This window comes from Flammeovirga sp. SJP92, from assembly GCF_001583495.1.
Classification (GTDB): domain Bacteria; phylum Bacteroidota; class Bacteroidia; order Cytophagales; family Flammeovirgaceae; genus Flammeovirga.
In genome coordinates, this window is record NZ_LQAQ01000046.1 from 1 (window position 1) to 26,549 (window position 26,549).

General features: G+C 35.9%; 18 protein-coding genes. 11 read left to right on the forward strand and 7 right to left on the reverse strand.

Translation table 11 applies throughout. The annotated features are described in order from the left end of the window. Positions 1–241: DUF1214 domain-containing protein (locus tag AVL50_RS11665; RefSeq protein WP_157491293.1), on the forward strand; the 241-nt coding region annotated here is incomplete at its 5' end. 187 nt (positions 242–428) lie between these two features. On the opposite strand, the gene AVL50_RS11670 is transcribed toward AVL50_RS11665, so the two are convergent. After that, positions 429–1,397, reverse strand: coding sequence for a helix-turn-helix transcriptional regulator (locus AVL50_RS11670; RefSeq protein ID WP_062616684.1), 969 nt, complete (start codon positions 1,395–1,397; stop codon positions 429–431). Positions 1,398–1,561: 164 nt separating this feature from the next. Here AVL50_RS11670 and AVL50_RS11680 point away from each other — a divergent pair, with 164 nt between their 5' ends. Further along, positions 1,562–3,937: an arylsulfatase gene (locus tag AVL50_RS11680; RefSeq protein ID WP_082795772.1), complete on the forward strand. Its 2,376-nt coding sequence runs from the start codon at positions 1,562–1,564 to the stop codon at positions 3,935–3,937. Between the two features lie 108 nt (positions 3,938–4,045). On the opposite strand, the gene AVL50_RS11685 is transcribed toward AVL50_RS11680, so the two are convergent. After that, a complete protein-coding gene (locus tag AVL50_RS11685; protein WP_062616687.1) occupies positions 4,046–5,560 on the reverse strand; it encodes a T9SS type A sorting domain-containing protein in 1,515 nt (504 codons plus the stop codon). A gap of 517 nt (positions 5,561–6,077) precedes the next feature. Here AVL50_RS11685 and AVL50_RS11690 point away from each other — a divergent pair. After that, positions 6,078–7,229, forward strand: coding sequence for a winged helix-turn-helix domain-containing protein (locus AVL50_RS11690; RefSeq protein ID WP_062616688.1), 1,152 nt, complete (start codon positions 6,078–6,080; stop codon positions 7,227–7,229). A 246-nt stretch (positions 7,230–7,475) separates the two neighbouring features. Here AVL50_RS11690 and AVL50_RS11695 read toward each other — a convergent pair whose 3' ends face one another. Then, complete coding sequence (locus AVL50_RS11695) at positions 7,476–7,976, reverse strand: transposase (RefSeq protein ID WP_062616689.1); 501 nt, start codon at positions 7,974–7,976, stop codon at positions 7,476–7,478. Positions 7,977–8,289: 313 nt separating this feature from the next. Further along, entirely contained in the window at positions 8,290–9,273 is a 984-nt protein-coding gene (locus AVL50_RS11700; protein ID WP_062616690.1) for an AraC family transcriptional regulator, read from the reverse strand. Between the two features lie 205 nt (positions 9,274–9,478). On the opposite strand from AVL50_RS11700, the gene AVL50_RS11705 reads away from it, so the two are divergent. From AVL50_RS11705 to AVL50_RS11720, 4 genes are all read left to right on the forward strand, one after another. Further along, on the forward strand, positions 9,479–11,278 hold the full coding sequence (locus AVL50_RS11705) for an alkyl sulfatase dimerization domain-containing protein (protein WP_062616691.1): 1,800 nt from the start codon (positions 9,479–9,481) through the stop codon (positions 11,276–11,278). A 145-nt stretch (positions 11,279–11,423) separates the two neighbouring features. After that, entirely contained in the window at positions 11,424–12,827 is a 1,404-nt protein-coding gene (locus AVL50_RS11710; RefSeq protein ID WP_062616692.1) for a carbohydrate porin, read from the forward strand. A 31-nt stretch (positions 12,828–12,858) separates the two neighbouring features. Then, positions 12,859–13,695: an alpha/beta fold hydrolase gene (locus AVL50_RS11715; protein WP_062616693.1), complete on the forward strand. Its 837-nt coding sequence runs from the start codon at positions 12,859–12,861 to the stop codon at positions 13,693–13,695. A gap of 294 nt (positions 13,696–13,989) precedes the next feature. Then, positions 13,990–15,060: an alpha/beta hydrolase fold domain-containing protein gene (locus AVL50_RS11720; protein WP_062616694.1), complete on the forward strand. Its 1,071-nt coding sequence runs from the start codon at positions 13,990–13,992 to the stop codon at positions 15,058–15,060. 189 nt (positions 15,061–15,249) lie between these two features. Here the strand turns inward: AVL50_RS11720 and AVL50_RS11725 are convergent, their stop codons facing one another. Then, complete coding sequence (locus AVL50_RS11725) at positions 15,250–16,227, reverse strand: AraC family transcriptional regulator (protein WP_062616695.1); 978 nt, start codon at positions 16,225–16,227, stop codon at positions 15,250–15,252. Between the two features lie 363 nt (positions 16,228–16,590). Between AVL50_RS11725 and AVL50_RS11730 the strand changes: the two genes are divergently transcribed. Then, positions 16,591–18,972 carry an arylsulfatase gene (locus AVL50_RS11730; RefSeq protein WP_062616696.1) on the forward strand — a complete coding sequence of 794 codons (2,382 nt, stop codon included), beginning with the start codon at positions 16,591–16,593 and terminating at the stop codon, positions 18,970–18,972. A gap of 212 nt (positions 18,973–19,184) precedes the next feature. Here the strand turns inward: AVL50_RS11730 and AVL50_RS11735 are convergent, their stop codons facing one another. Next, positions 19,185–20,171, reverse strand: a complete 987-nt coding sequence (locus tag AVL50_RS11735) for an AraC family transcriptional regulator (RefSeq protein ID WP_062616697.1) — start codon at positions 20,169–20,171, stop codon at positions 19,185–19,187. Positions 20,172–20,344: 173 nt separating this feature from the next. Between AVL50_RS11735 and AVL50_RS11740 the strand changes: the two genes are divergently transcribed. Both AVL50_RS11740 and AVL50_RS11745 read left to right on the forward strand, forming a co-directional pair. After that, positions 20,345–21,454 (forward strand): linear amide C-N hydrolase, encoded by a 1,110-nt coding sequence (locus AVL50_RS11740; protein WP_063850682.1) that lies wholly within the window; start codon positions 20,345–20,347, stop codon positions 21,452–21,454. A 623-nt stretch (positions 21,455–22,077) separates the two neighbouring features. Next, the gene (locus AVL50_RS11745) at positions 22,078–22,686 is read left to right on the forward strand and encodes a hypothetical protein (protein ID WP_062616699.1); all 609 of its coding nucleotides are present in this window, start codon (positions 22,078–22,080) and stop codon (positions 22,684–22,686) included. A gap of 11 nt (positions 22,687–22,697) precedes the next feature. Here the strand turns inward: AVL50_RS11745 and AVL50_RS11750 are convergent, their stop codons facing one another. Continuing rightward, positions 22,698–23,915, reverse strand: coding sequence for an adenylate/guanylate cyclase domain-containing protein (locus tag AVL50_RS11750; RefSeq protein ID WP_062616700.1), 1,218 nt, complete (start codon positions 23,913–23,915; stop codon positions 22,698–22,700). Positions 23,916–24,124: 209 nt separating this feature from the next. Between AVL50_RS11750 and AVL50_RS11755 the strand changes: the two genes are divergently transcribed. Next, positions 24,125–26,275, forward strand: a complete 2,151-nt coding sequence (locus AVL50_RS11755; RefSeq protein ID WP_062616701.1) for a prolyl oligopeptidase family protein — start codon at positions 24,125–24,127, stop codon at positions 26,273–26,275. Positions 26,276–26,549: the final 274 nt, after the last annotated feature.

Sequence of the window (26,549 nt, forward strand, 5' to 3'; positions counted from 1 at the left end):
AAGATCGATGTTGCAAACGGATCAACCAACACCTACTATTGGAAGTCAGTTGGCAAACATGAGAATGGAAGAGGATGGATCATATCTCATCTATTTCGGACCAAAAGCACCAAAAGGGTATGAAAATAATTGGTTGCAGACCATTCCAAATAAAAGTTGGTTTGTCATGTTGCGAATGTTTGGTCCAACTGAAAAGTGGTTCGATCAAACTTGGAGGCCTAGTGAGATTGAACTGATTTAATTATAAAAAAGAGCTTTAGTCCTCACAATTAATTGGGTGGGATGTTCACCCTTATAAGGGTGAGGTCTGCCACCTTATAAGGGTGAAGAGTGCCACATGGTAAGGGTGAAGCCTTTCCCCTTATAAGGTGATGATGTGTCACATTATAAGGGGACACATCATCACATAAGGCAGTGACGCCTAAACATCATTTATTAAGCATTCTTTCTTTCAGGGGCGATATATCATATTCCTTAATATACAGTCGAGTGAGGTGAGAAGAATGTGAAAAACCCAGCTCATCTGCAATTTCTGACATTGGCAGGTTTGTATTTAAAACCAGATTTCTTGCTCTGAAAACCCTTTCTTTCATAACATATTGATGGGGAGAGGCTCCAAATACAAGTTGAAAGCTTTTCCTGATTTTCTGAACATTCATTCCATATTGAACACTAAGTTCTTCTATACTTGGTGGCTGAACTAATTGTTCTGACAACTGATTTTTTATTTGGTAAATGGTATTTATTAATTCTTTAGAGAGGGTTATTTTTTGATTTAATATCCGATGCTTATAAAACTCTACAAGAAAAAGGGCGACTAACTTGAATGAAACAGAAAAACTTAATCCTTGTTGGCCTAACTCTTGTTGCTGAATTTGAAATAATTCCTTGATGCAAAAATCCATTTCGGGAGTGATTTTTTCAAAGAACAACCAGTAATCATTTTGATTAATATGCTTTTCAAAAGCATTCCATTTTTCATCCTCCACATGCTGAATAAACCTTTTATCTATTCTTATGGTCACACCCTTAAAAGGATTATTGGCTTTTAGGTGAATTTTTGAGGGGTGAGAAGAATTATACAAGACGGCTCCTTCTTGATGATGCTTCCCAAACACATAATCCTCTTGTGTGATTTCTGAATCAGTAACAAACCGAAAAGTGAGCAATTCTTTGTTGATGGGTTTTTCCTCTAAAATCAAATCCTTTTCCATCAAAAAATCACCGATCATAATGTGAACTTGATGGTCAAATAAATCATAAAGCCATATATCTACTTTACCTTCACGATTATCTAAATGAAAATGATTGTCCACCCATTTTCCTTCTTCAAAATGTGAAGTTGCTTCTACAATTTCCTTCGTGACTTCAGAATACTCAAATTGATAATGATTCATAGGGTTGTTTTGTCGTTTTATGCAAATAAAACTCCTTTTTATGTCTTTATAGCATATTTAGTTAAAATAAATTTGTGATTGAAATGATCAGGTAGAGGATTTCTAATACAAATAGATACGAAAAGAGAAATACTTTATCACCCATAATAGAAAAATTATCAATCATGAAAAGTTTAAAATTACTAATAGGTTTACTTCTTGCAAGCTGTTCTGTGTTTGGACAAGAATCCACCTCAGAAATGAATGCCATCCCTTATCCATTAGAGAAGTGGAAAGGTGTGCAAGGGAAAACATTAAAAGAGTCAAAACCTGCATTTATAAGTTCTAAAAAAGCACCAAAAGATGCTCCCAATGTTTTGGTGATTATGCTCGATGACACAGGCTACTCTAGTGCTACATCATTTGGAGGTTCAATGAATACGCCAGCATTTGATCGTATTGGTGAAGAAGGTTTACGTTATACACACATGTCTGTCAATGCTATTTGCTCACCAACCAGAGGTTCTTTGCTGACAGGTTATAATATGCATCAAATAGGTACTGGCGTGATCAATGAGGCGGCAACAGGTTACCCAGGTTACAATTCGCAAATTGATTATACGACACCATCCGTAGCCAAAATCCTAAAAGACAATGGATATGCTACTGCCGCATTTGGTAAATGGCATAATACCAAGTTGGAAGAAGCTTCTCCTGCAGGCCCTTTTGAAGGATGGCCAACAGGTATTTGGGGGTTTGATTTCTTTTATGGTTTTATGGGAGGAGAGACCAATCAGTTTTACCCATTGCTCTATCAAGGTACTACACCAATCGACACACCTACTCAAAATGCGGACGGTTCTACCTATCACTTATCAGCAGATATGGCGGATCAAACCATAAAATGGCTAGATAACTGGAAAGGTTTAAGAGATGATCCTTTCTTTATATATTATGCTCCAGGTGCTGTACATGCGCCAATTCATGTTCCTGCAGATTGGAGAGGTAAATACAAAGGGCGTTATGATGAAGGTTACGAAGCATTACGTTTGGAACAATTTGCTAAGCAAAAAGAAATTGGATTAGTGCCTCAAGATGCAGAGTTGGTAGATTGGCCAAGTTCTATTCCAGCATGGGATTCATTTAGTGAAGAAGGCAAGAAATATTTACGCCGTCAAATGGAGGTAAATGCAGCGTTTCTTGAATACACAGACTTCCATATCGGGCGTGTAATTACTCACCTTGAAGAAATGGGAGAATTGGACAATACCTTTGTCATGTACTTGACCGCAGACAATGGCTGTAGCTCAGAAGGTACTCCAACAGGATCTTGTTCTGAACTTTTAACCGTAAATGGTTTCCCTGAGTTTACCATGAAAGAGCAGTTGGATATGTTAGAAAAGTTAGGAGGATTAGAAGAATGGGGAGGTCCTAATATGGCAAACCATTATGCTGTAGGTTGGTCGTATGCTTCATCAACTCCTTTCCAGTGGACCAAACAAATGGCTTCTCATTTTGGTGGTGTAATGACTTCTACAGCAATTCGTTACCCGAAAGAAATTGAAGCAAGAGGAGAGTGGAGACGTCAATTCCAAAACGTAACGGATATTGTACCAACTATTTTGGATGTAACCGGCGTACCTGCTCCAGATTATGTAAATGGTCAAAAAAGAATAGACTATCCTGGTGTTTCTATGCGCTACGCTTGGGACGATGCTGAAGCAAAAACAAATCATACCACGCAATATTTTGAAACAGTTGGGTTCATTGGTATTTATCATGAAGGATGGAGTTTGGCGGCGAAGCCTTACCGTGTTCCTTGGATGTTCGATGCACAAGCCTTGGCAAATATGGATCCTCTGGCTACTGAATGGGAGTTATATAACATCGACGAAGACCCTATTCAATCCAAAAATATCGCAGACCAGCATCCTGAGAAAGTAAAAGAGTTAGAAAAATTATTCTGGGTAGAAGCCGAAAAATATAATGTTTTCCCAGTTGGAGGTGGATTGGGTACTTTGCTTCAACCTGAATCAAGTGCGGCAAAAGGAGCGAAGAAATATTGGGAGTTCACAACCAATACGTATAGAGTTCCTGAAATGGCTGGACCGGAATTGAAAACAAATGATTTTGAGGTAAATGCTTTCATCACAGCAGACGAAACAACGGAAGGTATCATTTATGCTTTAGGTGAACACATGGGTGGACAATCTCTTTATATTTTGGATGGAAAGTTAATGTTTACCTACCAAACTTTAGGTTACTTTACCTATGAATCAGAAGGAGTTGAGATTCCCCATGGTGAGTTGAAAATTACTTTGAAACATACCGTCAAGGAACGTAAAATTACCGGTGCATCTGAAGTTGAATTATTAATCAATGACAAATTGGTGGAGACAGTACAAATCGGTCATACTGTAAGTTTAATGTATGGAGGACACGAAACATTTGATATTGGTCGTGACGAAGGAATGCCAGTCAGTCATCATTATGAAGACAAAGGGAAATTTAAATTCACTTCAGGACAGTTGAAGAAAGTTACTTTTGATATAAAGAAATAAGTTGATTTTTTTGATGATGTAATTAAATGTAAGCATCCTATATCAAAAAGGGGAGTTCCATTCGTTTGGAACTCCCATAAAACAAGATGCTATTTAAATACAATTTGATTAATTGATTAGAAGTTTTTGAGCTTCTCCTGCTACTTTAATGATGTAGACTCCAGGAGAAAGATGTGTAGTAGAAAGGGTATTGGCTTCCTTATTGACTATTTGACTTGAAATCACATTGCCTTGTAAAGAAACAATAACCGCTTCGAAGTCACCTTCTGCCAATCCTGAGATTCTTACAAAATTCTTAGCAGGATTTGGTGAAAGACTGATTCTCTCATAAGCAAGATTTTCTACCACTGCGTCCGAAATTCTTGAATTACTTCCACAGTTGGCAATATAATCCCATTGTCCATCAGAACGCTTTCGGTATAAAATACCTCCATTAATTACATATTGACCTGCTGAATAGCTATTAGAATTACCATTATAGGAAGGAGCATCCGCACAAGTCGTTCCGTTAGAACTACCACTCCCAGAAGATGATTTAGGCTTATAAACTCTCACCCAATCCACCTTCATTTGGTTTCTAGCAGAACTAGCTAAATCTGAATCAGAAGGAGTGTGGTTAAGTGCTAACCATTGTTGTGATTCTACATTGATAATGATATCCATTGCTTTTGTAAAACCTCTTCCACCTTGGAAATTTCCTGGATCTACTACGCTGATACCATTAGAATTATTACTTGCCGCTTGAAGCGTTGAGAAGTTATAATTCGAGCTTGTTGCATAGGTAGTTACCGCTGTATATCCGCTAGAATTATTTGTTGGAAATTGCCCAGACATTGAGTTGAAATACTGATATTGCCAAGTACCATCTACCTTTGTAGCAGTAGCATTGTTGTACATCACTCTTACTAATTGCCCATCAATATAATATTCAAAGTGCTCTGGACCAACCCAATAGACACCCATTCTCATATATCTTCTGTTGCCATTATTCCAGCACCAATCACCCCATCCATAATTACCATTCACTCGGCTATCTTGATACCAACTGTTCCAGTCTTTCGGCTGATAATCGGTAAATGGCGAACGAATAAACGAGTGGTGACTGATATGTGTAAATTGTTTAAACCAAGGCACATTACCATAGTTTTCAATAATATCAATTTCCTGTGTGTCATCAGGACTTAAAAGCCAAAAACAAGAAGCCAAAGAAATATTGGCCACACTAATGGCTGACTCCACATAAACAGGATAAGTTACTCGGTTGTTAGATGTTACACACCCAGATAAAACACCCGGAATTCCCATTTTTGTAGTGTTGTTTGTCTTTGCAACAGTAATAACGAGGTTATCACCATCCACTTTCACTCTATTGTGTTTCCAATAGGTTGTACCTGGTCCATCCCAAGCATTATGATAGAAGTTATACCATTTCCCGTTACCAAAATTAGTTTTGTAATTTACTGCGTTGAAATTGTAGTTAAAGTCATCAGAGAGATTGCCCTGAAGTTCCCATGTGTTGCCTGGTCCTGCATAAGCTGGTACAGGAATGTTGCTCCATTCTTGAGCATTAATCTCATTTCCTAAAAAGAAGAAAAATAAGATTAATAGATAATTGTTTTTCATTTTGAATTAGTTAATACTGCCCATTTGGTATGGGCTTGATTTAAGTTTACATGTAGATAAATAGCATCTCATTTCAAACCCAAATACGCGGTAAAGAATTACATCCCCAACAATCAACACTAGACAAAAACTGTATATTATTTAATAGAAATATGATAATGATATCGTTTTGATTTTTCCTCCAATATTTCAATAATGATTAGTTATTTTGGCTGTTTTCAATACTTATAGTGTTTGTTTTACATTTTATGTCAAGTTTTTAGATTGAATAATAACCTATAGACAGACCACTCTATTTTCATAAAAATGCAATGTGTTACAGAAATAAGTGATTTCTTTCAATTCAATCTTTAGAAAGTAAAAATAATGACCTCATTTTAGTGAAATATTCTCTCACCTAAATCTGTCAAGGTCATTTTAGAAGCTAATTAAAAGTAGTTTTGATACACTTATGAACTTCTTTAATGTATAGCATTTTTATATTCTCTAAGCACGATAAATTATGTAGCTTTAACCCATGAAAAAAATTGCAATTTCCAAAGCTGAAGCAAAACAAATAATCCTTGATCGTCAGTTCAATTTCCCATTAACTAATAATGAACTGAATTCTACTTTAAAGGTCATTGAGCATTTAGGTTACATTCAAATAGATACAATAGCTGTCATTCAAAGAGCCCATCATCATATATTTTGGTCACGTAACACAGACTATCAGACATCACATATTGATCAACTTATTCAAAATAAATCAGTATTTGAATATTGGTCACATGCCGCTTCTTATCTTCCAATGAAAGATTTCAGGTACTCTTTACCCAAGAAAAATGCTTTAAAAGCTGGGAAAGAGAAACATTGGCACCAAAAAAATAAAACGCTAATGAATGAGGTCAAGCGACGTATTCAGACTGAAGGACCATTGATGGCTAAAGATTTTAAATCTGAAGGAGCCAATTCTTCCGCTTGGAAATCTGCACCTTATAAGCAAGCTTTAGAAATGCTATTTATGGAGGGTGATTTAATGATCTCTGAAAGAAGAAATTTTCATAAAGTCTATGATTTGACTGAAAGGGTATTGCCAAACTCTGTTGATACTTCTACTCCAACGGATACTGAATATGCAAAGTACCTTACCCGAAGGTATTTGAACAATCAAGGCATTGCCCAATTACCTGAAATTGGTTTCTTATTGAAGAAAAATATCAAATTAATCTTACAAGAAACACTTCATAATATGGTAGAAGATGGAGAATTATCTATCATAGAAATTGAGGGGGAAAGTTATTATACATTAACTTCAACAATTGATAACCTTGGTAATCATAAGCATTCACTAAAGGTTAAGATTTTATCTCCATTTGATAATTTCTTGATTCAACGCCAAAGAATAAAAGCCCTTTTTGAGTACGACTACCTATTGGAATGCTATCTGCCACAATCCAAAAGAAAATATGGTTATTTCACCCTGCCTATATTATGGCACGACAACCTTGTGGCAAGAATAGATTGTAAGGTGGATAGAAAAAAGGGTATTTTGAATGTAATTAGTCTTCATTTAGAAGAAAACATGAACGACCAAAATGCATTTCATATTGATTTAATGGAGGAGTTAGAAAGATTTAAAGTATTTAATGGTTGCCAAGAAATTGTATTTTTGGATAAAATTAATTGATAAATACCACATCACGAACCACGTAGGGGTAGACCTATGTGTCTACCCACCGAACCACAACACGGACCATATTCATTTTCATAACGAACCATCTGTCAACTGAATTACAACACGTACCAAAATTAAATCCCATAAAGAGATATCATCTTACAAAATCCAATGATTGATTATTGTATTGTGATCAATTACCTGATGTTTTTTTGTGTTTCTGATTGTGGTACAGTGGGCAGACACATAGGTCTGCCCCTACGGAAGGGTGACATTTAGTTTATCATCAGCCCAACATAATGGATTATCGATGATATATTTAGCTATCTTTTCGTGCTCATACTCATTTCTGATGATATGTTCCCAATAATTACGTTGCCATAAACGTCTATCAAATGCTTTCCATTTCTTGGTTTTAACACCATGGATATAATCATTGGTTGTCATTGTCTTAAACCATTGAACAATTGAGCCAATAGGTATGGAATTATAATCTTCTTTGATTTCAATAATACAATGAAAATGATTGGGCATAATGATCATTTCCTGACAAGCGATATTAATGAATTTACATTCTAGCTCCTGATACCATTGCTTGATCATAATACCAGCATCATTCAATATCATTTCATGGTTTTCAATTTTCCCAAATAAGTGCTTTTTATGCTGAACGCATATAGTGATAAAGTAAAGTCCAGATTGAGAATAATCATAGCCTTTCAGACGTATAGAACGTCGAGATGTTAGTTGCTTTAACATGATGAATCGTTAAGATTAAATGAATAGTTCGTTTCACATGACCGCAACAAATTTTATTCCAAGAACCACGTAGGGGCAGACCTATGTGTCTGCCCGCCGAACCACAACACGAACCAAATTCATTTTCATTACGAACCACCTGTCAATTGAATTATAACGAAATATTATTAAATTCCATATTATACAATCCAAAACCCAATTGCATTTAATAGTTTCAAATCATCATTTAATTGGTTTTTGTGTTTCTGATTGTGGTACAGCGGGCAGACACATAGGTCTGCCCCTACGGGCGGAATACATCCAATTATCCTATTTAATGACTAGGAATCACTTCATGTGGACTTAGCCCTTTGATCTTTTTAAACATAGCCGAAAACTTGGAAGGATTTTCATAACCCATATCCATACTGATTTCGGTGATAGACTGTTTGCCTTCTTTTAGTCTTCTATAGGCTTCCTCCATTTTTTCATTGAGGTGATACTGATAGATACTCGAATTGAAGAGTGTTTTAAAATCCCTTTTCAACTTAGAAACACTAACCCCAAACTCTTTTGCAAGGTCATCAATAACTATTTTCTGATCAAAATTACCGCTAAGTACTGTCCTTATCTTTAATAGTCTCTGATAATCATCATAATGCAGTCCATTCAAGTCGTCTTTATCTAGCATCCCGATAATAGATTGGAATAACAAAGCAAAAATCTCCAATGCACGTGCTAAAATAAGAGGATTGGAACCAATCACTTTTTCTCTAAAATGAAATACATCATCCAATAAAGGGTTCAGTTCTATTGGAAGGAAAGTATAGTATGCCAAACCTTCTGTACCAGGAAACAACTGACGGAAAACAGATTTATGATCGGGCATTAATTGTGTAAATGCATTTTTGGAAACATAATAGCCCAAGGATTGGAAGTGTGTATTGGCCTTAAAGAGCGTTTCGATAGGGTACATGCCGTTGTAAATCAATATTCTTTTTTGACTTTCGGCATCTAGATGTTTTTGGTCTTCTTCATCAACCAATTCATGAGAAACATCTCCGATTCTGACAATATTGATAAAAATAAGATCGGGGTCATTATCAGGTAATCTCTGTGTATGAATATCCTCCTTGTATTTGCAATTTGAGATAAAGACATCAAACCCTTCTATCAATTTATAGAAATAGAAGTGAATAAAGGAGTCTTCATGAGAGTAAAGAAAGTGATTTCCTTCTCTAGCATCTCTTTTTAATTCCTTTGTCAATACTTCAAATAATTGTTCAATATTCGCTTCCTGATAGACTAATTCAAGCATAAAAAAGATAATAATGTTATGAATTACAATATAAGCATTCCATTGTCTTCTTATTGTTTATAAGATGTAATAGTCCCTTTTTCTGTAAAGATTCAAATAAAATATCCTCTTGAACTTTTTGGATTGTCACATGAACTTATCAGAGTAGCTGACCGGCTATTCTTGCTCTACTTTTGTATTATCAAATTACAAATAGAACAAGAAAATGAAACCAACAAGAAGAAACGTATTAGCAGCCACTGTGCTTTCCGCTTTTGTATTTATGAACAATGTAAATGCCCAAGATAAAGAGGGGAAATTTAAAGATCCTTCTTTAAACTATGCAATGGGAATAGATGTAGAATATGGTGAGGGAGCCAATGGAGGTAAAGCCCATAAGCAAGTATTCAGTGAATTAGAAGAAGTTTTTTATCAAAAGAAAGAGACTATTGAAATTGCCAAAGACTTCTATGTAATTACTGGTGTAGGTCTTAATGCTTCATTTATCGTAGCCCCTGAGGGTGTTATTGTTTACGATGCTGGGGAAAATAGCGAAGACGGCATCAGATATAAAGAAGAAATTCGTAAGGTAACCGACAAACCTATTAAAGCGGTAATTTATAGTCACTCTCATTATGTACATGGCACAAAATATATTACTGATGGTGAAGAAGATGTAATGATCATCGGTCACCCAAAAGTAAACTACAACATGGCTAACAGTGGAGGAACAGGCGGTAGCTTCCCAGAGCTTCAGCCATTACAATGGGGTAGATTAATCCAGCAAGTACAAATGTACCTTCCAAAAGAAGGAGATGATAGTGCAGTAGGATTCTCATTAAATTATGAGCCAGGTGGATTCCAACCTGTTACGAAAGAAGTAGAGAATGGTGAGATGATGAACATCGCAGGACTTGATCTTCAGTTCTTTACTAAAGGTGGAAGTGATACAGATGATTGTTTGACACTTTGGGTACCATCGAGAAATATTGCTTTCACAAACAATTTTGCTCCAATGATGCCTAACCTTTACACTCCTCGTGGTGCGGACTACAGAGATCCAGCATTCTGGGTAGAATCAATCGATGTTTTAGAGGAATTATCTCCTGAAATCTTGATCAACGTAAATGCGAGAGCAGTTGTTGGAAAAGAAGAGATTGCAAAGCGTTTGAGTGCTTATGGTGACTTCTTACGTTTGGTGATGGATCAGACATTAAGAGGTATGCTTCAAGGTAAAGGTCCTGAAGAGTTACGTGACTTTGTCAAATTGCCGGAGCACATGTTGAATACTCCTGAATTGTCTCAAAACTATGGTACATTAACTTGGTATCCTCCTTATATCGCTAACATTGCGATGGGATGGTGGAACGGAGATGCTTCAACAATATTGGCTCTTCCTCCAAAAGCTAGAGCAGAGCGTTTAGTACGTGCGTTAGGAGGTTATGATAAAGTAGTAGAATTAGCAAAAGAAGCACAAGAAAATAAGGAGTTGCTTTGGAGTATGGAGTTGATCAACTACTTGTTGGTATTGGATGAAAACAATCAAGACCTTCTGAAGTGGAAAGGAGAATTAATGATCGAAACAGGTTATTCTCAAACCTCATCGATTGCTAGAGGATTCTTGTTATCTCAAGGTAGAGGTTTGACTGGTAAAGGTCCAATGCCTAAGAATATTGCTCCTCAACCATTTGAGATTGATAAAGATGCGAACAAGTTTATTGATGCTCTAAGAGTAAGAATCAATCCTGAAGCCACAGAGAACTGTGAGCATGTTATCGCCATCGAAATTACAGATAGTGACCAACAATTAGCAGGTTTCCATGTAAGAAAAGGAGTTTGTCAATATATCGATAATATCAACGACTATAAGTTCTCTACAGAAACAACTTTGAAAATGGATAAGGAAACATTCCTAGCTTTCTTTACTAATCCTCAATCAATTGAAGATTTAATAGAAGGCAATAAAATCCAAATAGAAGGTGAGCAATCAACAATTTCTTTATTCAAGAATTTTGATGCAATCTAATAAATGATCTTCTCAAGTATGCGATGGTCGATCAAAGACTATCGCATACATCTACTAAAATGTAAAGAGCCTTCGTCTACATTTATTCGGATAGCTTATTACATATAATATTCCTACAAAATCAAAGATATAAACCAACAATAAAGTGAAATCTATTATAAAACCAATAATAAAGTCTCTGCTGATATCTGTATTCGTCTCAGGAACTTTTATCAATCAATCTTATGCTCAAAACAAACAAAAGGATATAAGATACGACTCAGATACTCTACCACATTATCCTAATCTTGATGGCTTAACACCAGAACAGCCTAGAGATATTAAAACAGATTTGAACCATAGTTTTCCGGAACCTGGTGCAATCGTTAATATGAAGATTGGGCCTTATTTTAAATGGAAAGAAGAGTTGTACGAAAAAACGGGAATTCAAATTGGAGCCAGTTATCACAATGTCTTCTCTATTGTTCCAAAGTCTCATTTAAAATTTCCTCAAATGGGTAACACTGCAGGTGCAGGAGTATTTGCCATGGATTTTAAATGGACTCCAATTAATAAAGGAAAAGATTGGGAAGGTAGCCTTAATGTGATTATGGATGTAAGACATGGTTATGGCGATATCTCACCAATGTTTATTTTAGTATCGACTGGTGTTGGTGGTGGAGTTGACATGACTAACGTTTGGAACGGCGTTACTTTGCCTTTCGTGTTCTGGGAACAAAAATTTAAAAAAGATCGTGCATGGATTAGAGCGGGTTATATTTCTCCTTTAGGCGTGTTAGACTTTAACCGATTCAAAGATAACAGGGTAGCCTTTTCGAATAGTGCCAATACAGTGCCTTGGCATGTTTTACCAATGGGAGCATCTTCAGTAGGTGTCGCTTTTAACTGGAAACCAATTGCAGATTCAGAACTTTATGTTTCAGGTATTGTCCAAGATAACAACCAGATTGGTGGTATCATCGACTGGGGTGGATTAAGACACGGAACTGTGGTGGCAGGTCTAGAAGTGGGTAAACATTGGGTGCGTGGAGCAAACGATTTTGATCACCTTCATGCTACAGTAATGTGGACTGATAGAGCTGCAGAAACACTATATTCAGATTTTTCTGAGCCAGGTTGGTCAGTGAAAGTACACGGTAGTAAGCAATGGGGAAATGTGGTAGGTTTTGCCAATGGTGCTTGGAGTAATATTACAGGTGGTGCAGCAGGTGCAGCCACTTTATCAGATATCGTTGCGTCTGCAGGTGTTGCACTCTTACAACCTTTCAATATTCAAGGTGAGTTAAACTTTGCAGTGAACTATTCAAGAATTAACCCTAGAAATGTAGATAAACTGAATAACCCTACAACAGAGGATGAGAAATTCTTAAGTACTTTGTTAGGACCTGTACGTTCAGAAGGTCAATGGCAAGCAGAGGTATATTGGAAAATGTTACTTTTCCCAGATATGTGGTTAACGCCAGGAGCACAGTTTGTAATGAACCCATCGTTCAACCCCGCAAACAACTTTGTATTTGCTCCTACGATCAAAGCGAGATACTTCTTTTAACAGAAAACAATTTTTAAACCAAAAATATATCATGATGAAATATCAAAAAAAGTCAGAAATTATTAATGGAATTAACCTTAAGTATGTTTATGAAGGAGAAGGGCCAGCAGTATTATTATTACATGGATTTCCGGACTCAGCAGAATTATGGGAAAATCAAATAGGACCTTTAGTAGATGCTGGTTATTCAGTAATTGCTCCAGATCAACGTGGATTTGGTGATAGTGAATTATTAGAAGGAGTTGAACATTATACTATAGATAAAATCGCAGCTGATGCTTTAGCATTGATGGATCATTTAGGGGTTCAAAAAGCAAGATTAGTAGGCCATGATTTCGGAGCATTTGTAGGCTGGTATTTAGCCACTGTTCATGCAGATCGTTTTGAGTGTTATATGCCATTATCTGTTGGTCATCCAAACTCTTATGCAAAGGCGGGTATTCGTCAGAAACAATTAGGATGGTATGCATTATTCTATCAATTCGAAGGAATTGCAGAAACCATGTTAGCGAAAGATGATTGGGCATTGTTCAGAGCCTTTGTAGAAAATCACCCAGGTGCTGAAACATGGATCAAAGACCTTTCACGTCCAGGAAGAATGACAGCTGGTTTAAACTGGTATAGAGCCAATTTTATGGCAGCATTCTCAGGTGAGCTACCATTACCAAATGCAACAATCCCCGTACAAGCAGTTTGGAGTACAGGAGACATGGCATTAGCTGAAGAACAAATGGCTGGAACAGCAGAATTTGTAAACGGCGATTTTAAGTATCATACATTCGAAGGTGTAAGCCACTGGATTACAATGGACGCTTCTGATAAATTAAATCCAATTATTTTGGATTTCCTAAAAGACTATATTGGATAATTAGTTGAATGATAGTGAACAGCTTTTACTTTCGAGTAAGAGTTGTTCAGTTCATCAAAAAATAGTCAAAATAACATAGCATTTTCGTTCTACCTGTATAAAGGATAAATTAATTTTGCAGGAATATAATATATGAATCACTATTTATGTTTTGCATAGATAGTGATTTTTCATTTTACTGAGCACATATTTTGAGCGTTTTGGATCATTGCATGAACTGATAAGAAGTAAATTATGATGCTTGGATATATAAATTTGTAGCATCAATACAATCAAAAAAATCACAAATAGAACATGAGAAAAATATTTAAATCAATAGAACAATTGAAAGTATTAGTATTAACTTTATTTGCTTTAAATTTTGTTGCTATGATATCACATGGACAAGAATCAAAATCACCAGAAGTAGATATTAGAAATTATGCTGCTTCTACAGTTTCTGAAAGTTGGGGTAATATCTTTAAAAATACTCCTGATCCTTCAGCGGGACCTAATGCTCCAACTGCAGATAACATTGAAGGTTGGAAACAGTTGAATGCCATAATGTCTAAAGTTGCATTTGGACGAGAAGCAGATGTGAAGGAAAAGTATCAAATCACTGTTGAGGAACAAGAAATTGGTGGCGTTCGAGTTTTAGAGATTACTCCGAAAGGATGGAAAGAAGACGGAAAACGTTTGATTTACACTCACGGTGGTGGCTATACTATGTTTAGTGCTGATAACACAATTACAAGTGCTGCCCTAGCTGCAAATGCAACAGGAATGAAAGTGATTTCTGTTGATTATACAGTCGCACCAAATGCTCAATGGAAAGAAATTACAGGTGAAGTAGTGAATGTGTTCAAAGGTTTGAATGCACAAGGATTCACTATGGAAAACATCGGTATTTTCGGTGACTCTGCAGGTGGAGGGCTTGTAGGAGGATCTGTTTTGAGATTAAGAGATGAAGGTCTTGGTATGCCAGCAGTTGTTGTCCTTTGGTCTCCTTGGGCGGATATAACTGAAACAGGAGATACATACATGACGCTAAAACATGCAGAATCAAACTATGTTTATGAAAAGGTTTTAGGTCCTTCTGCTGATGCTTATGCAGCTCCTCAAGATCAAAAGCATCCTTATGTTTCTCCAGTGTATGGCGATTTCACAAAAGGTTTCCCACCTACATTAATCCAAGGAGGTACAAGAGAAATCTTCCTAAGTAACTTTGTACGTTTATACCAAGCGATGGATATGGCAGGTCAGACTGTAACTTTGGATATTTATGAAGGAATGCCTCACGTATTCCAAATTAAATCTACTGAATCAACTGAAACTAAAGTTGCTGTAGAAAAGATGGCGAAGTATATTCAGAAACACATGAATTAATTCCAATACCACGTAGGGGTAGACCTATGTGTCTACCCGCTGAACCACAATACAAACCATAATTAAATCCCAATGAAATGATCAATAACAATCCAAAAATCCGATTGTCATTGATCATTTCACATAATAATTTAACTGATTTTTTGTGGCCCTGATTGTGGTACAGTGGGCAGACACATAGGTCTGCCCCTATGGGATAATATCTTTAGGACTAACACCTTTGATTTTCTTAAACATTGTAGAGAATTTTGAAGGAGTTTCATACCCTAAATCAATACTTACTTCAAGCACTGAATACTTACCGCTTTTTAATCGTTTATACGCTTCTTCCATTTTAGCTTGAATTCGATACTGCGTAATATTTGTATCAAAAAGAGTTTTAAAGTCTCTTTTAAGCTTTGATGTACTCACACCAAATTCTTCCGCAATTTCATTTAAAGAAATTTTCTGATCGAAGTTGGTGACCAATTTTTGTCTTATTTGTAATAGTCTTTGGTAATCACTAGAGTGAAGTCCTTTCAACTCATCCTTATGAATTAACGAAATGACGTATTCTATTAAAATGGCCAATACCTCTATTCCTTTAGAGAGAAGGTAAGGAGTTTTGAGCTTTTGATTAGTTTTATAAAGGAACATTTGTTCAAGGAGTGAGATCAACTCTACAGGTAAAGAGGTGTGATACCCGATGCCATCATCATTGGGAAACATTTTTTCTATCTCATGATATATTTCCGGCATGATTCCTTTGAATACTTGTTTGGTGATTCGTACACCCACTGATTGATAGTGTTTGTCAGCAGGTACATAGGCATCAATAGGGAATAAACCATTATGGATGATCACGTTTTTGGCAGAGTCGGATTTTAATACTTCTTGCTTTTTATTAAATAATTGAACGACTTCACCTTTGATAATCATATTGATATGTATCAGGTCAGGGTCTCCATCTGGAATTCTATCAATGTTTGCATCAACTGGATTATAATAGTCAATAAGAATCACTTCAAACCCATTCCAAAAATTGAAAAAGTCAAACTCAATCTTAGATCTCCCTTTTTTATATCTATACTGATGTTCATTGATCAGATTACCACCAATTTTTTCTAATAATGTTTCAACTACGCTAAAGGTCATCCCTTCCTTAAAAGTGAGTTCAAACTTCTCCATGCTCTGCTTTCAATTAGTTAGAGTATAAAGATATCTTATCCAAGTAGATTTTAAAACCTTCTGAAAGTTGTATTTAAAGAAATTTTCAGAAAAAATAAACTTGATCTATCACGGATACTGAATGATCTGTGAGGGCATGAATTCCATTTTTTCACCCACTACTTTTGTATCATAAAGTTTACAAATTGATAGTCGAATAATTACCCTCTATTAATTCTCATATCATTACAAAATTTATGTAGAATCTATACTAAGATACATTAGTTGTGGTAGGATTGGTACATCATGACATCAATTCAACAAAGATGAAAGCTCATCTTTCAACCAAAAAATATTTCTAAAAATTAACCTACAATCAGAAGAATGAAAAAATTAATTTTTATGTTATTCTCAGCGCTTTCAATTTCTTGCTTTGCACAAGAAGGCGCAGACAAAGAGTCGATTAGTATTCCTTACCCTCTTGGTGAGTGGAAAGGTGTTGCTGAAAAAACAATAGACAATTCAAAACCTTATTTTATTGAAACCAAAAAAGCTCCGGAAGATGCTCCGAACGTTTTAATTATTATGTTAGATGACGTCGGTTACGGTACAGTTTCATCTTATGGTGGTCCAATTAATACTCCTGCTTTCGACCGTGTTGGTGATGAAGGTATTCGTTATTCACACATGGCAGTGAATGCGATCTGTTCACCAACAAGAGGATCACTTTTAACAGGATACAATATGCACCAAATTGGTACAGGTATCGTAAGTGAGTTCTCAACTGGTTATTCAGGATATAACAATGAGGTGGATTATACTACACCTGCATTAGGTAAAATCCTTGTTGAAAACGGTTATGCTACTTCTGCCTTCGGTAAATGGCATAACACAAAATTGGATGACGGTTCTGCTGCAGGTCCATTCCACAACTGGCCAGGTAGTTTCTGGGGATTTGAGTACTTCTACGGTTTCGTAGGTGGTGAGATGAACATGTTCCACCCATTAGTATTCGAAAACAATACAGCAGTGGATATTCCAAAGAAAAATGCGGATGGCTCTGATTACCACTTCACTACTGATATGACTGACAAAGCGATCAAGTGGTTGGACAACTGGAGAGGAGTTAGAGACGAGCCATTCTTTATGTACTATGCACCAGGTGCTTGTCACGCACCAATCCAGCCACCAGCAGATTGGAGAAACAAATACAAAGGGAAATTCAACGAAGGTTACGAAGAGATGCGTAATCAAATGCTTGAGCATCAGAAAGAATTAGGACTTGTTCCTCAAGATGCGAAGTTGGTAGATTGGCCTTCAGAATCAATTCCAGCATGGGATACTTTCAGTGAGAGAGGACAAGAGTACTTAAGCCGTCAGATGGAAGTAAACGCTGCTTTCTTGGAGCATACAGATTCACAAATTGCACGTGTATTTGATCACCTTGAAGAAATGGGTGAGTTAGATAACACACTAGTGATCTTCTTTACAGCAGATAATGGTACAACTGGTGAAGGAACACCAACAGGTAATATTCAAGAACTTTTCTTCCAAAATGGATACGAACCATTGACAATGGATGAGCAATTGGATTGGTTAGATCGTATGGGAGGTCTTGAAGAATGGGGTAATGAAGATATGAGTAACCACTTCGCAACAGGATGGGCTTACGCATTATCAACTCCTTACCAATGGACAAAACAAGTAGGTTCTCACTTCGGTGGTACAATGGCAGCAATGGCAATTCGTTACCCTAAAGGAATCGAAGCACAAGGGGAGTGGAGACGTCAGTTCCAATTCGTTACGGATATCGTTCCTACAGTTCTTGAAGTAACAGGTGTACCTGCTCCAGATTATGTAAATGGTCAGAAGAGAAGAGAATATCCTGGTGAATCATTAACGTATGCATGGAATGATGCAGAAGCAGAAACAAATCACCCAACTCAATACTTCGAGTGTCTTGGTTTTATGGGACTTTATCACGAAGGATGGAGCTTAGCAGGTAAGCCTTACAGATACCCTTGGCAAATGAGTGCAGGTGCATTGGCTAATTTGAAGCCTCTTGATATGGAGTGGGAGCTTTACAACATCGACGAAGATCCGATTCAATCAGTGAATATTGCAGATCAGCATCCTGAGAAAATCAAGGAGTTAGAGAAAATCTTCTGGGAAGAGGCTGAGAAGTACGATGTATTCCCAATTGGTGGTGCTATGGGTCGTGTGATTCAACCTGAGTCTAATACTTCTATGGACGCAAAAACAAACTGGGTACTTACACCTAACGTGTACAGATTACCAGAGAATGCAGCCCCTCAGATGAAGTCAAACGATTACGTAATCAACGCACACATCGAAGGAGCTGATAAAGATACTGAAGGTGTTATCTACGCCATTGGTAAAGCGATGGGTGGTCACGCACTATACGTTCTTGATGGTAAACTTCGCTACACAAACTCAGTATTAGGTTACTGGTTATATGAGAATGAAGGTGTTGATGTTCCTACAGGTGATTATAAAGTGACGTTGAAGCACACAATTACTTCTGAGAGACGTATGAACGGTGCAGCAAAAGTTGAATTATACATCGATGACAAACTTGTTGATACCATCGAACTAGAGCGTACAATGGGTATTTCTTACGGTGGTGATGTATTTGATGTAGGTAGAGACGAAGGTTGTATCGTTTCTAAAAACTACAAAGACAAAGGTAAATTCATCTTTACACCAGGTAAATTGAAAAAGGTAACTTTCGATATTTCTAAATAATAGGAAACATTAAACAGTTCCGTAGGGGCAGACCTATGTGTCTGCCCACCGAACCACAATACAAATTATTGAAGTATTGTGGTTCTTGTTTTATCTATATGACCACAAAACCATATTTGTCATCGATAAAAAACAATGTTGATGATTATTTTATAGATACAGATTTTTGTGTTTCTGTTTGTGGTACAGCGGGCAGACACATAGGTCTGCCCCTACGGGATGATGTTTTTAGGGCTAACTCCTTTTATTTTTTTAAACATGGATGAAAAATTAGGAATACTGGTATAACCTAAATCGTAGCCAACTTCCATTACAGAGTATTTACCGGATTTTAATCTGCGATAGGCTTCGTCCATTTTAGCATGTGTATAATATTGGTATATGGATGTATCGTACAGCGTTTTAAAATCTCTTTTCAATTTCGATATGCTAACACCAAATTCAGATGCCATGTCCTCAACTACTAATTGATCTTCCAGTTTTGATAAAATATAGCTTTTGATTTCCAACAATCGTTTATAGTCTTCTTGATGCAATCCATGAAGTTTATCGTTTTGAATAAGGGCTTTGATAGATAACATAATCTGAGTGAACAGCTCTAAGCCTTTTACCATTAGCATGGGTATACGCTCAAACTTTGTATTTTCATAATGTAGAATATCATCAATAAGTGCTTCCATCTGAATAGGTAAACCTGTATGGTAAGCGATAGATTCATTATTAATTAAAGCATTTATCAGATCATATGAAGAATGAGGGAATAATTGGATCAATACATCTTTTGATAATTTTAATGAAATAGAATTATAGTTCGAACTTACAGGAAAGTGAGTGACTGTTGGAAACAACCCATTATAGATAAATACACTATTTATACTTCCCGCTTCCAACATCAGTAATTGGTCATTGTAATTTTGATTTACATTCCCTCTATATACAATATAGATATGAATTGTATCTGAATCGTTGTCAGGTTCACGTTCCATGATTAGAGGGTGACCAAATTTCGCTTGAGAAATAATCAACTCTAATCCTTGCATAATCTGGAGGGAAGACATTTTTAATTCGGTATGTTTCCCATGATATAAAAAAGAAGAGTCGGAATATTCACCTCCAAGTACATCATGTAAACTCTTAAAATAGTTCTTAGCATTCCCTTCTTTCAATTTGAAGGTTTTGATCTGTTCTTTCTCTTTCATCAATACAAAAGTAATGTAATGGTTCAATGTGGCAAAGTAAATCCTTTTTTGATGATTGGGAAAGAGAGTTGAGCTGATTCGATAATTGCTTGAACGTTGACGATACGTTGAAGCATGATCTAGTTTCTACCTTTACTTTATCATTCAAAGATCAACAAAAATTAAAAATTGATATGAAGAATATTTTAAAAACTATCGTATTATCTATTGCTATATTAATTTATGTATCTCCACTTTCACAAGCCTGTACAGGCATTAAGTTAAAAGCTGAAGATGGAAGTTATGTTTATGGTAGAACATTAGAATGGGGTGCATTTGACCTCAATTCAAAAATGGTCGTAGTTCCTCAAGGTCATCAATTCAAGGGACTTACTCCAGAAGGAAGAAATGGAAAAGATTATCAATCAAAATATGGTTTTATAGCAGTCACTGCCTTTGGTGATGATGTGTTAGCTGATGGTATGAATGAAGCAGGATTAGCAGGAGGTGGTTTCTATCACCCAGGTTATGCAAATTATCCTGCTTATGATAAAAAGAAAGCTGACAACACAATTTCAGCACAAGATATATTGACTTATATGCTCGGTAATTTTAAAGATGTTGCAGAAGTTAAAAAAGGATTATTAGAGGTTAATGTTACTGGTGTTATTCTAGAATCTGTAGGATTGGAACTTCCAGGGCATTGGATGATGTCTGATGCCACTGGAGCTACAGTTGTGATTGAGTTTACAAACGGTGAATTGAAAATGTACGACTCAAATGTTGGAGTAATTACAAATGCTCCTAACTATGACTGGCATTTAACCAATCTTAGCAATTACTTAAACCTTACACCACATCCTCAAAATCCAGTTGAGATCAACGATATAGCGATCAAACCTCTTGGTGCAGGATCAGGTTTCTTAGGTTTACCAGGAGATAATACTCCAGTCTCAAGGTTTGTAAGAGCGACTGCCTATGCGCATACTTCTCGAAAAACAACAGATGCTAAGGAAGCCGTTTATGAATTATTCAGAATTCTAGACAACTTTAACCTTCCATTAGGTCCTGACGGCGGTGAGGGAGCAAATGCAGATCACTTTGACAATTCATTACGTTCAACTACGCTTTGGACTTCAGCAGCAAATATCAATGATTTGCAATACAGCTATCATACACAGCACAACAGAAGAGTAAGAATGATAGACCTGAAAGAAATTGATTTTTCAAATATAGGAGAGGAGATTATCTATCTGGAATTGGACGAGAAGAAGGAACAAGATATAGAAAAAATTAAATTGTAATTCGTTACATAAACACGTCACGAACCACGTAGGGGTAGACCTGTGTGTCTGCCCACCGAACCACAACACGAACCATAATACAAATTATTGGAGTGTTGTGGTTTTATTTTATTTAATTTATCCAGATACCGATCAAACCAGTGCAAAGCGATATTTGATGTTCAATAAAATCAATGGGGATAATAATTTTGCAGATATTGATAGCTGAGAAAGAGCGAGATATAGAGAAAATTAAATTATAATTCGTTACAAAAACACATCACGAACCACGTAGGGGCAGACCTATGTGTCTGCCCACCGAACCACAACAAGAACCACAATACAAATTATTGAAGTATTGTGGTTCTTGTTTTATTTATATGACCGCCAAAACCATATTTGTCATCGATAAAAATCAATGTGCTAATTATCTTATATGTTCAGATTTTTTGTATTCCTGATTGTGGTACAGTAGGTAGACACATTACTGATTTTTGTGTTTCTGATTGTGGTACAGCGGGCAGACACATAGGTCTGCCCCTACGGAAAATCCCTTTTTATACAACATCTGTACTCTTTTTTGCAAGCCTTCCCATTACCCTTCCACTACTTTTGTATCATAAAATAATCACAAATACTTATTTATGATGATACGATATTTATTTCTCATTGCTCTTCTTTTTCCATTTTATTCATGTGTATTCAATGAGGATAGTCTAGAAATAGATTTTTTATCGATTAAAGAAGAATTGAACTTAACACCACAGCAAGAAAAAGCGTTTCAAGTGGTTGTTAAAGAATATATTATTAAAAGGAGAAAGCTGATTTATAAAAGTGATTTAAAGACAGATTCTGGAAATAGCCTATTGTTGAGTAAAGTGAAAAATTCATACAAGAATCAAGAAAAAGACCTCTATTTTATGATGGATGAACGTCAACAGCAAATCACACATCAATTTATTAAAAAGCATATGCCTGGACAATTCCATTATGCAGATGACATAAGGGAAGAACTGTCTAAAACACTTTCTCTTGATTCCTATCAAAAAAGGCAATATAAATTAATTAATGCTACTTATGATAAGATCTATTCGAATATGAATGCTTCAGATTACGATTACAGACAGCATGTTACTGCTCATTGGAATCAGTTGTATATCGCTCGTAAAAATGCAATACAAAGGGTCTTTTCTGAAGAACAGTTCAAACAATATGAAGAAGTAATACAACGTGTTAATTATGAGCGTTCATGATATATGCTGCTTTATATTAATTTATATACCCTTGTTGGAGTGCCAAAACCTTTGAGTTTTACTTCACCAAGGTCTTCAATTGAATCAGATTCACTTTTATCTATAGTTTCATAGATACTTTTAGAGATAAGAAACTGACTATTGAAATCTTTATTAAGGGATTCAATTCTTGCGGCAATAATTACATTTTTACCCGTGAGGGAATACGCTTTTCTTTCTTCGTTACCAATATTTCCAGCTACGATATTTCCAGCATGTAACCCAATACCAATTTTAATAGGGGGAATCTTATCTTCTTCAATCAATGTATTAATGCATTCTAGAATACCATAACCCGCTTTAACAGCATTTTTCTCATGGTTTTTATATTTAATAGGCGCCCCGAAAACGGCCATCAATCCATCTCCTAAAAGTTGTAATACAACCCCGTGTTTTTCACTAATAATCTTTATCAAAGCTCCAAAAACAATATTTTGGAATTTGGCAACTTCAGAGGGTTTTCTAGAGTCAGCAAATACGGTGAAATCACGAATATCTAAAAACATAATGGAAACATGGAACTGAGTGGTTTTAATTTCTTCATAATTTTCCATGATATGTTTGGCTACTTTATGCGAAATCTGCTGACCAAACAAAGATTTAATTTTACTCAATAAGTTCTCCGTTACCTTTTGCTCTTCTAACAATTCATACTCTAATTTCTTAGTTGTTTTTGCATAAAAATTAATCAGAAGAGAAATAATTAAGATCGTACTCACAGCATTAGTCATATAGGAGAAGTGTTGCATTTCCTCCGATAAAGGGTATATTCCTTCTTGAAAAAGGTAAGAAATCGAAACATAGACAACACATATAAGGGCCAAAAATCCAAATTGTAGGAAACGATGCCAATTGGGGTTAAAGAAACTAAGCCCCGCTAAATAAATTAACCAAAAATGGGCACCAAAGCCCCAGCCAATAAAATAAGTACAAGCTACCTGATGAAACAGCAACTCAATACATGCAAGTGAAAAAGCACTGTTTTCGCAGGCAGATGAATTTAAATACAGTGCCAAACCAAAAACAGGTACACTAAAGAAAATATTGAAGTAAACCAATTCTGGAATATCTAAATACCAAAACAGAAATAATGCGTTGATGTGCCCAAAGAAACCTAGCAAATAAGCTCCTTGGGTAATCTGACGAAATTTTTTGATCTCTGACTTTGACTGAGTATCCTTATTCTTCATTAAAACGAAATAGTAAAAGAGGGTTATTGATGATTCTAATTAAATATACAAATGATTTACGAGAAAGGATTGAAAGAGGTATTAAACCGTTGTTTATTAAATGAAAAGGAATTAAAAACAAGAATATAAAGATTTTTTAAGAAATGAATTTTGAAAACATTTCAATTCAATGATAACTTAGAGTCCAATAACCATTTTAATTATTTAACATGAACAATAAAGTCGCATCGGCTCTCTTACTAACGAGTGTTGTTGCTGTTACTGCTTGTCAACAGCAAATGGATTATAACTATCCGCAAACTAAAAAAGAAATAGTTGAAGATGAATACTTTGGAACTAAGGTAGCAGATCCATACCGTTGGTTGGAAGATGATAAATCAGAAGAAACTGCTCAATGGGTTACCGCAGAAAATGAAGCTACTCAGGCTTTTCTCTCAAAAATCCCTTTCAAAAAAGGAATTCAAGATCGTTTAACTGAATTATGGAATTATGAAAAAATCACTGCACCAAGAAAACATGGTGATTGGTTGTATTTCTATAAAAATGATGGTCTGCAAAATCAATATGTTTTATACAGAAAGAAACCTAACTCTGAGTTAGAAGAGGTCTTCCTTGATCCTAATACCTTTTCTGAAGATGGCACAACTTCATTATCGACCATCAAATTTACACATGATGGAAAACTAGCCGCATATGCAACATCAACAGGCGGTTCGGATTGGAGAGACATTTATGTTATCGATACTGAAACAAAAAAGATCATTGAAGAACCAGTAAGAAATGCCAAATTTACGAATATTGCTTGGAATAAAAGTAAGGGTTTCTATTACAGTAAATATGATCAACCAAAAGACGGTTCTCAACTATCTGGCATGACACAGCATCATAAATTGATGTACCATGAATTAGGTACTCCTCAAGAGAAAGATCAGCTAGTGTTTGGGGGTGAAGAAACACCAAGAAGATATGTTGGTGCTTATGTAACAGATGATGAAAAATATTTAGTGATTTCTGCAGCGGTTAATACTTCAGGTAATGAATTATATATTCAAGATCTTACTAAAAAGGATGCTCCGATTGTAACATTAGTTGACAATACAGAGAATGACCACAATATCATTTATTCTAATGAGAGTAATTTCTGGATTGAAACAAACTATAATGCTCCTAACGGTAGAGTAGTGGTTGCTCCGATTAACTCTCCACAAAGAGACAATTGGAAAGATTTAATTCCTGAGTCAGAAAACGTGTTATCTGTAAGTACTTGTGGAAAGAAAATCTTTGCTAAATACATGAAAGATGCGATTTCTCAAGTTTATCAATATGACTTAAAAGGGAACAAGGAAAGAGAAATCAAATTGCCTGGTGTAGGAACAGCTTCTGGTTTTTATGGAGATGATGAGGATAAAATATTATTCTATTCTTTCACTTCTTACACCATGCCTTCGACTACTTTTGAGTATACTATCGAAAGTGGTGAGTCAAAGGAATATATCCGTCCTAATGTGAAGTTCAATCCGAATGATTATACTTCCGAGCAAGTTTTTTATATTTCAAAAGACGGTACAAAAGTGCCAATGATCATTACTTATAAAAAAGGTTTAGAAAAGAATGGACAGAACCCAACCATACTTTACGGCTACGGTGGATTTAACGTAAGCTTACAACCTCGTTTCTCTGTTGCCAATGTAGTTTGGTTAGAAAATGGTGGCATCTATGCCGTTCCAAACCTAAGAGGTGGCGGTGAATATGGTGAAAAGTGGCATTCGGCTGGTACACAAATGAATAAGCAAAATGTTTTTGACGACTTTATTGCGGCCGCTGAATACTTGAAAAAAGAAGGTTATACTTCTTCCGAAAAGCTAGCGATCCGCGGTGGTTCAAATGGTGGACTTCTAGTAGGTGCTACGATGACACAACGTCCTGATTTAGCTGCGGTGGCTTTCCCTGCCGTTGGTGTATTGGATATGTTGCGTTACAATAAATTTACTGCAGGTGCAGGGTGGGCTTATGACTATGGTACAGCTGAGGACTCTAAAGAAATGTTTGATTATCTGAAAGGATATTCTCCTTATCATAATGTAAAACAAGGAGTAGCTTACCCATCTACTTTAATCACAACAGCAGATCACGATGACCGTGTAGTTCCTGCACACTCTTTTAAATTTGCAGCAGAACTTCAAGCAAAAGATGCCGGAAAAAATCCTGTTTTGATCAGAATTGCAACAAATGCTGGTCATGGTGCAGGAAAACCAACAAGTATGATCATTGAAGAGTATGCAGACATCTTTGGTTTTGCTTGGTACAATATGGATGTAACTCCGGCTTTAGATCATAAGATCAATAAAAAAACAATGTAATTTTTAATAGAACAATATCTATTTCATAAGATAGATCTGCTAATTGTTTTGAACCCCGAAAAGTGATTCCATTTTTCGGGGTTCATTTTTTGATTCAATTTTGACCTTTTTGGGCAAGTGGATGACCTTTTTTAAAAAGAAATTTTTAAAATATACTACGACTTTTGTAGTACAATTTGGAGTCGAGAATAAGCCTTGACAGCTTAGTGTTTTGATCCAAGCTAAATCAATTAAATTATGAGGGTGAGGGCCTTAGTTTTCTAAGGTCTTCATT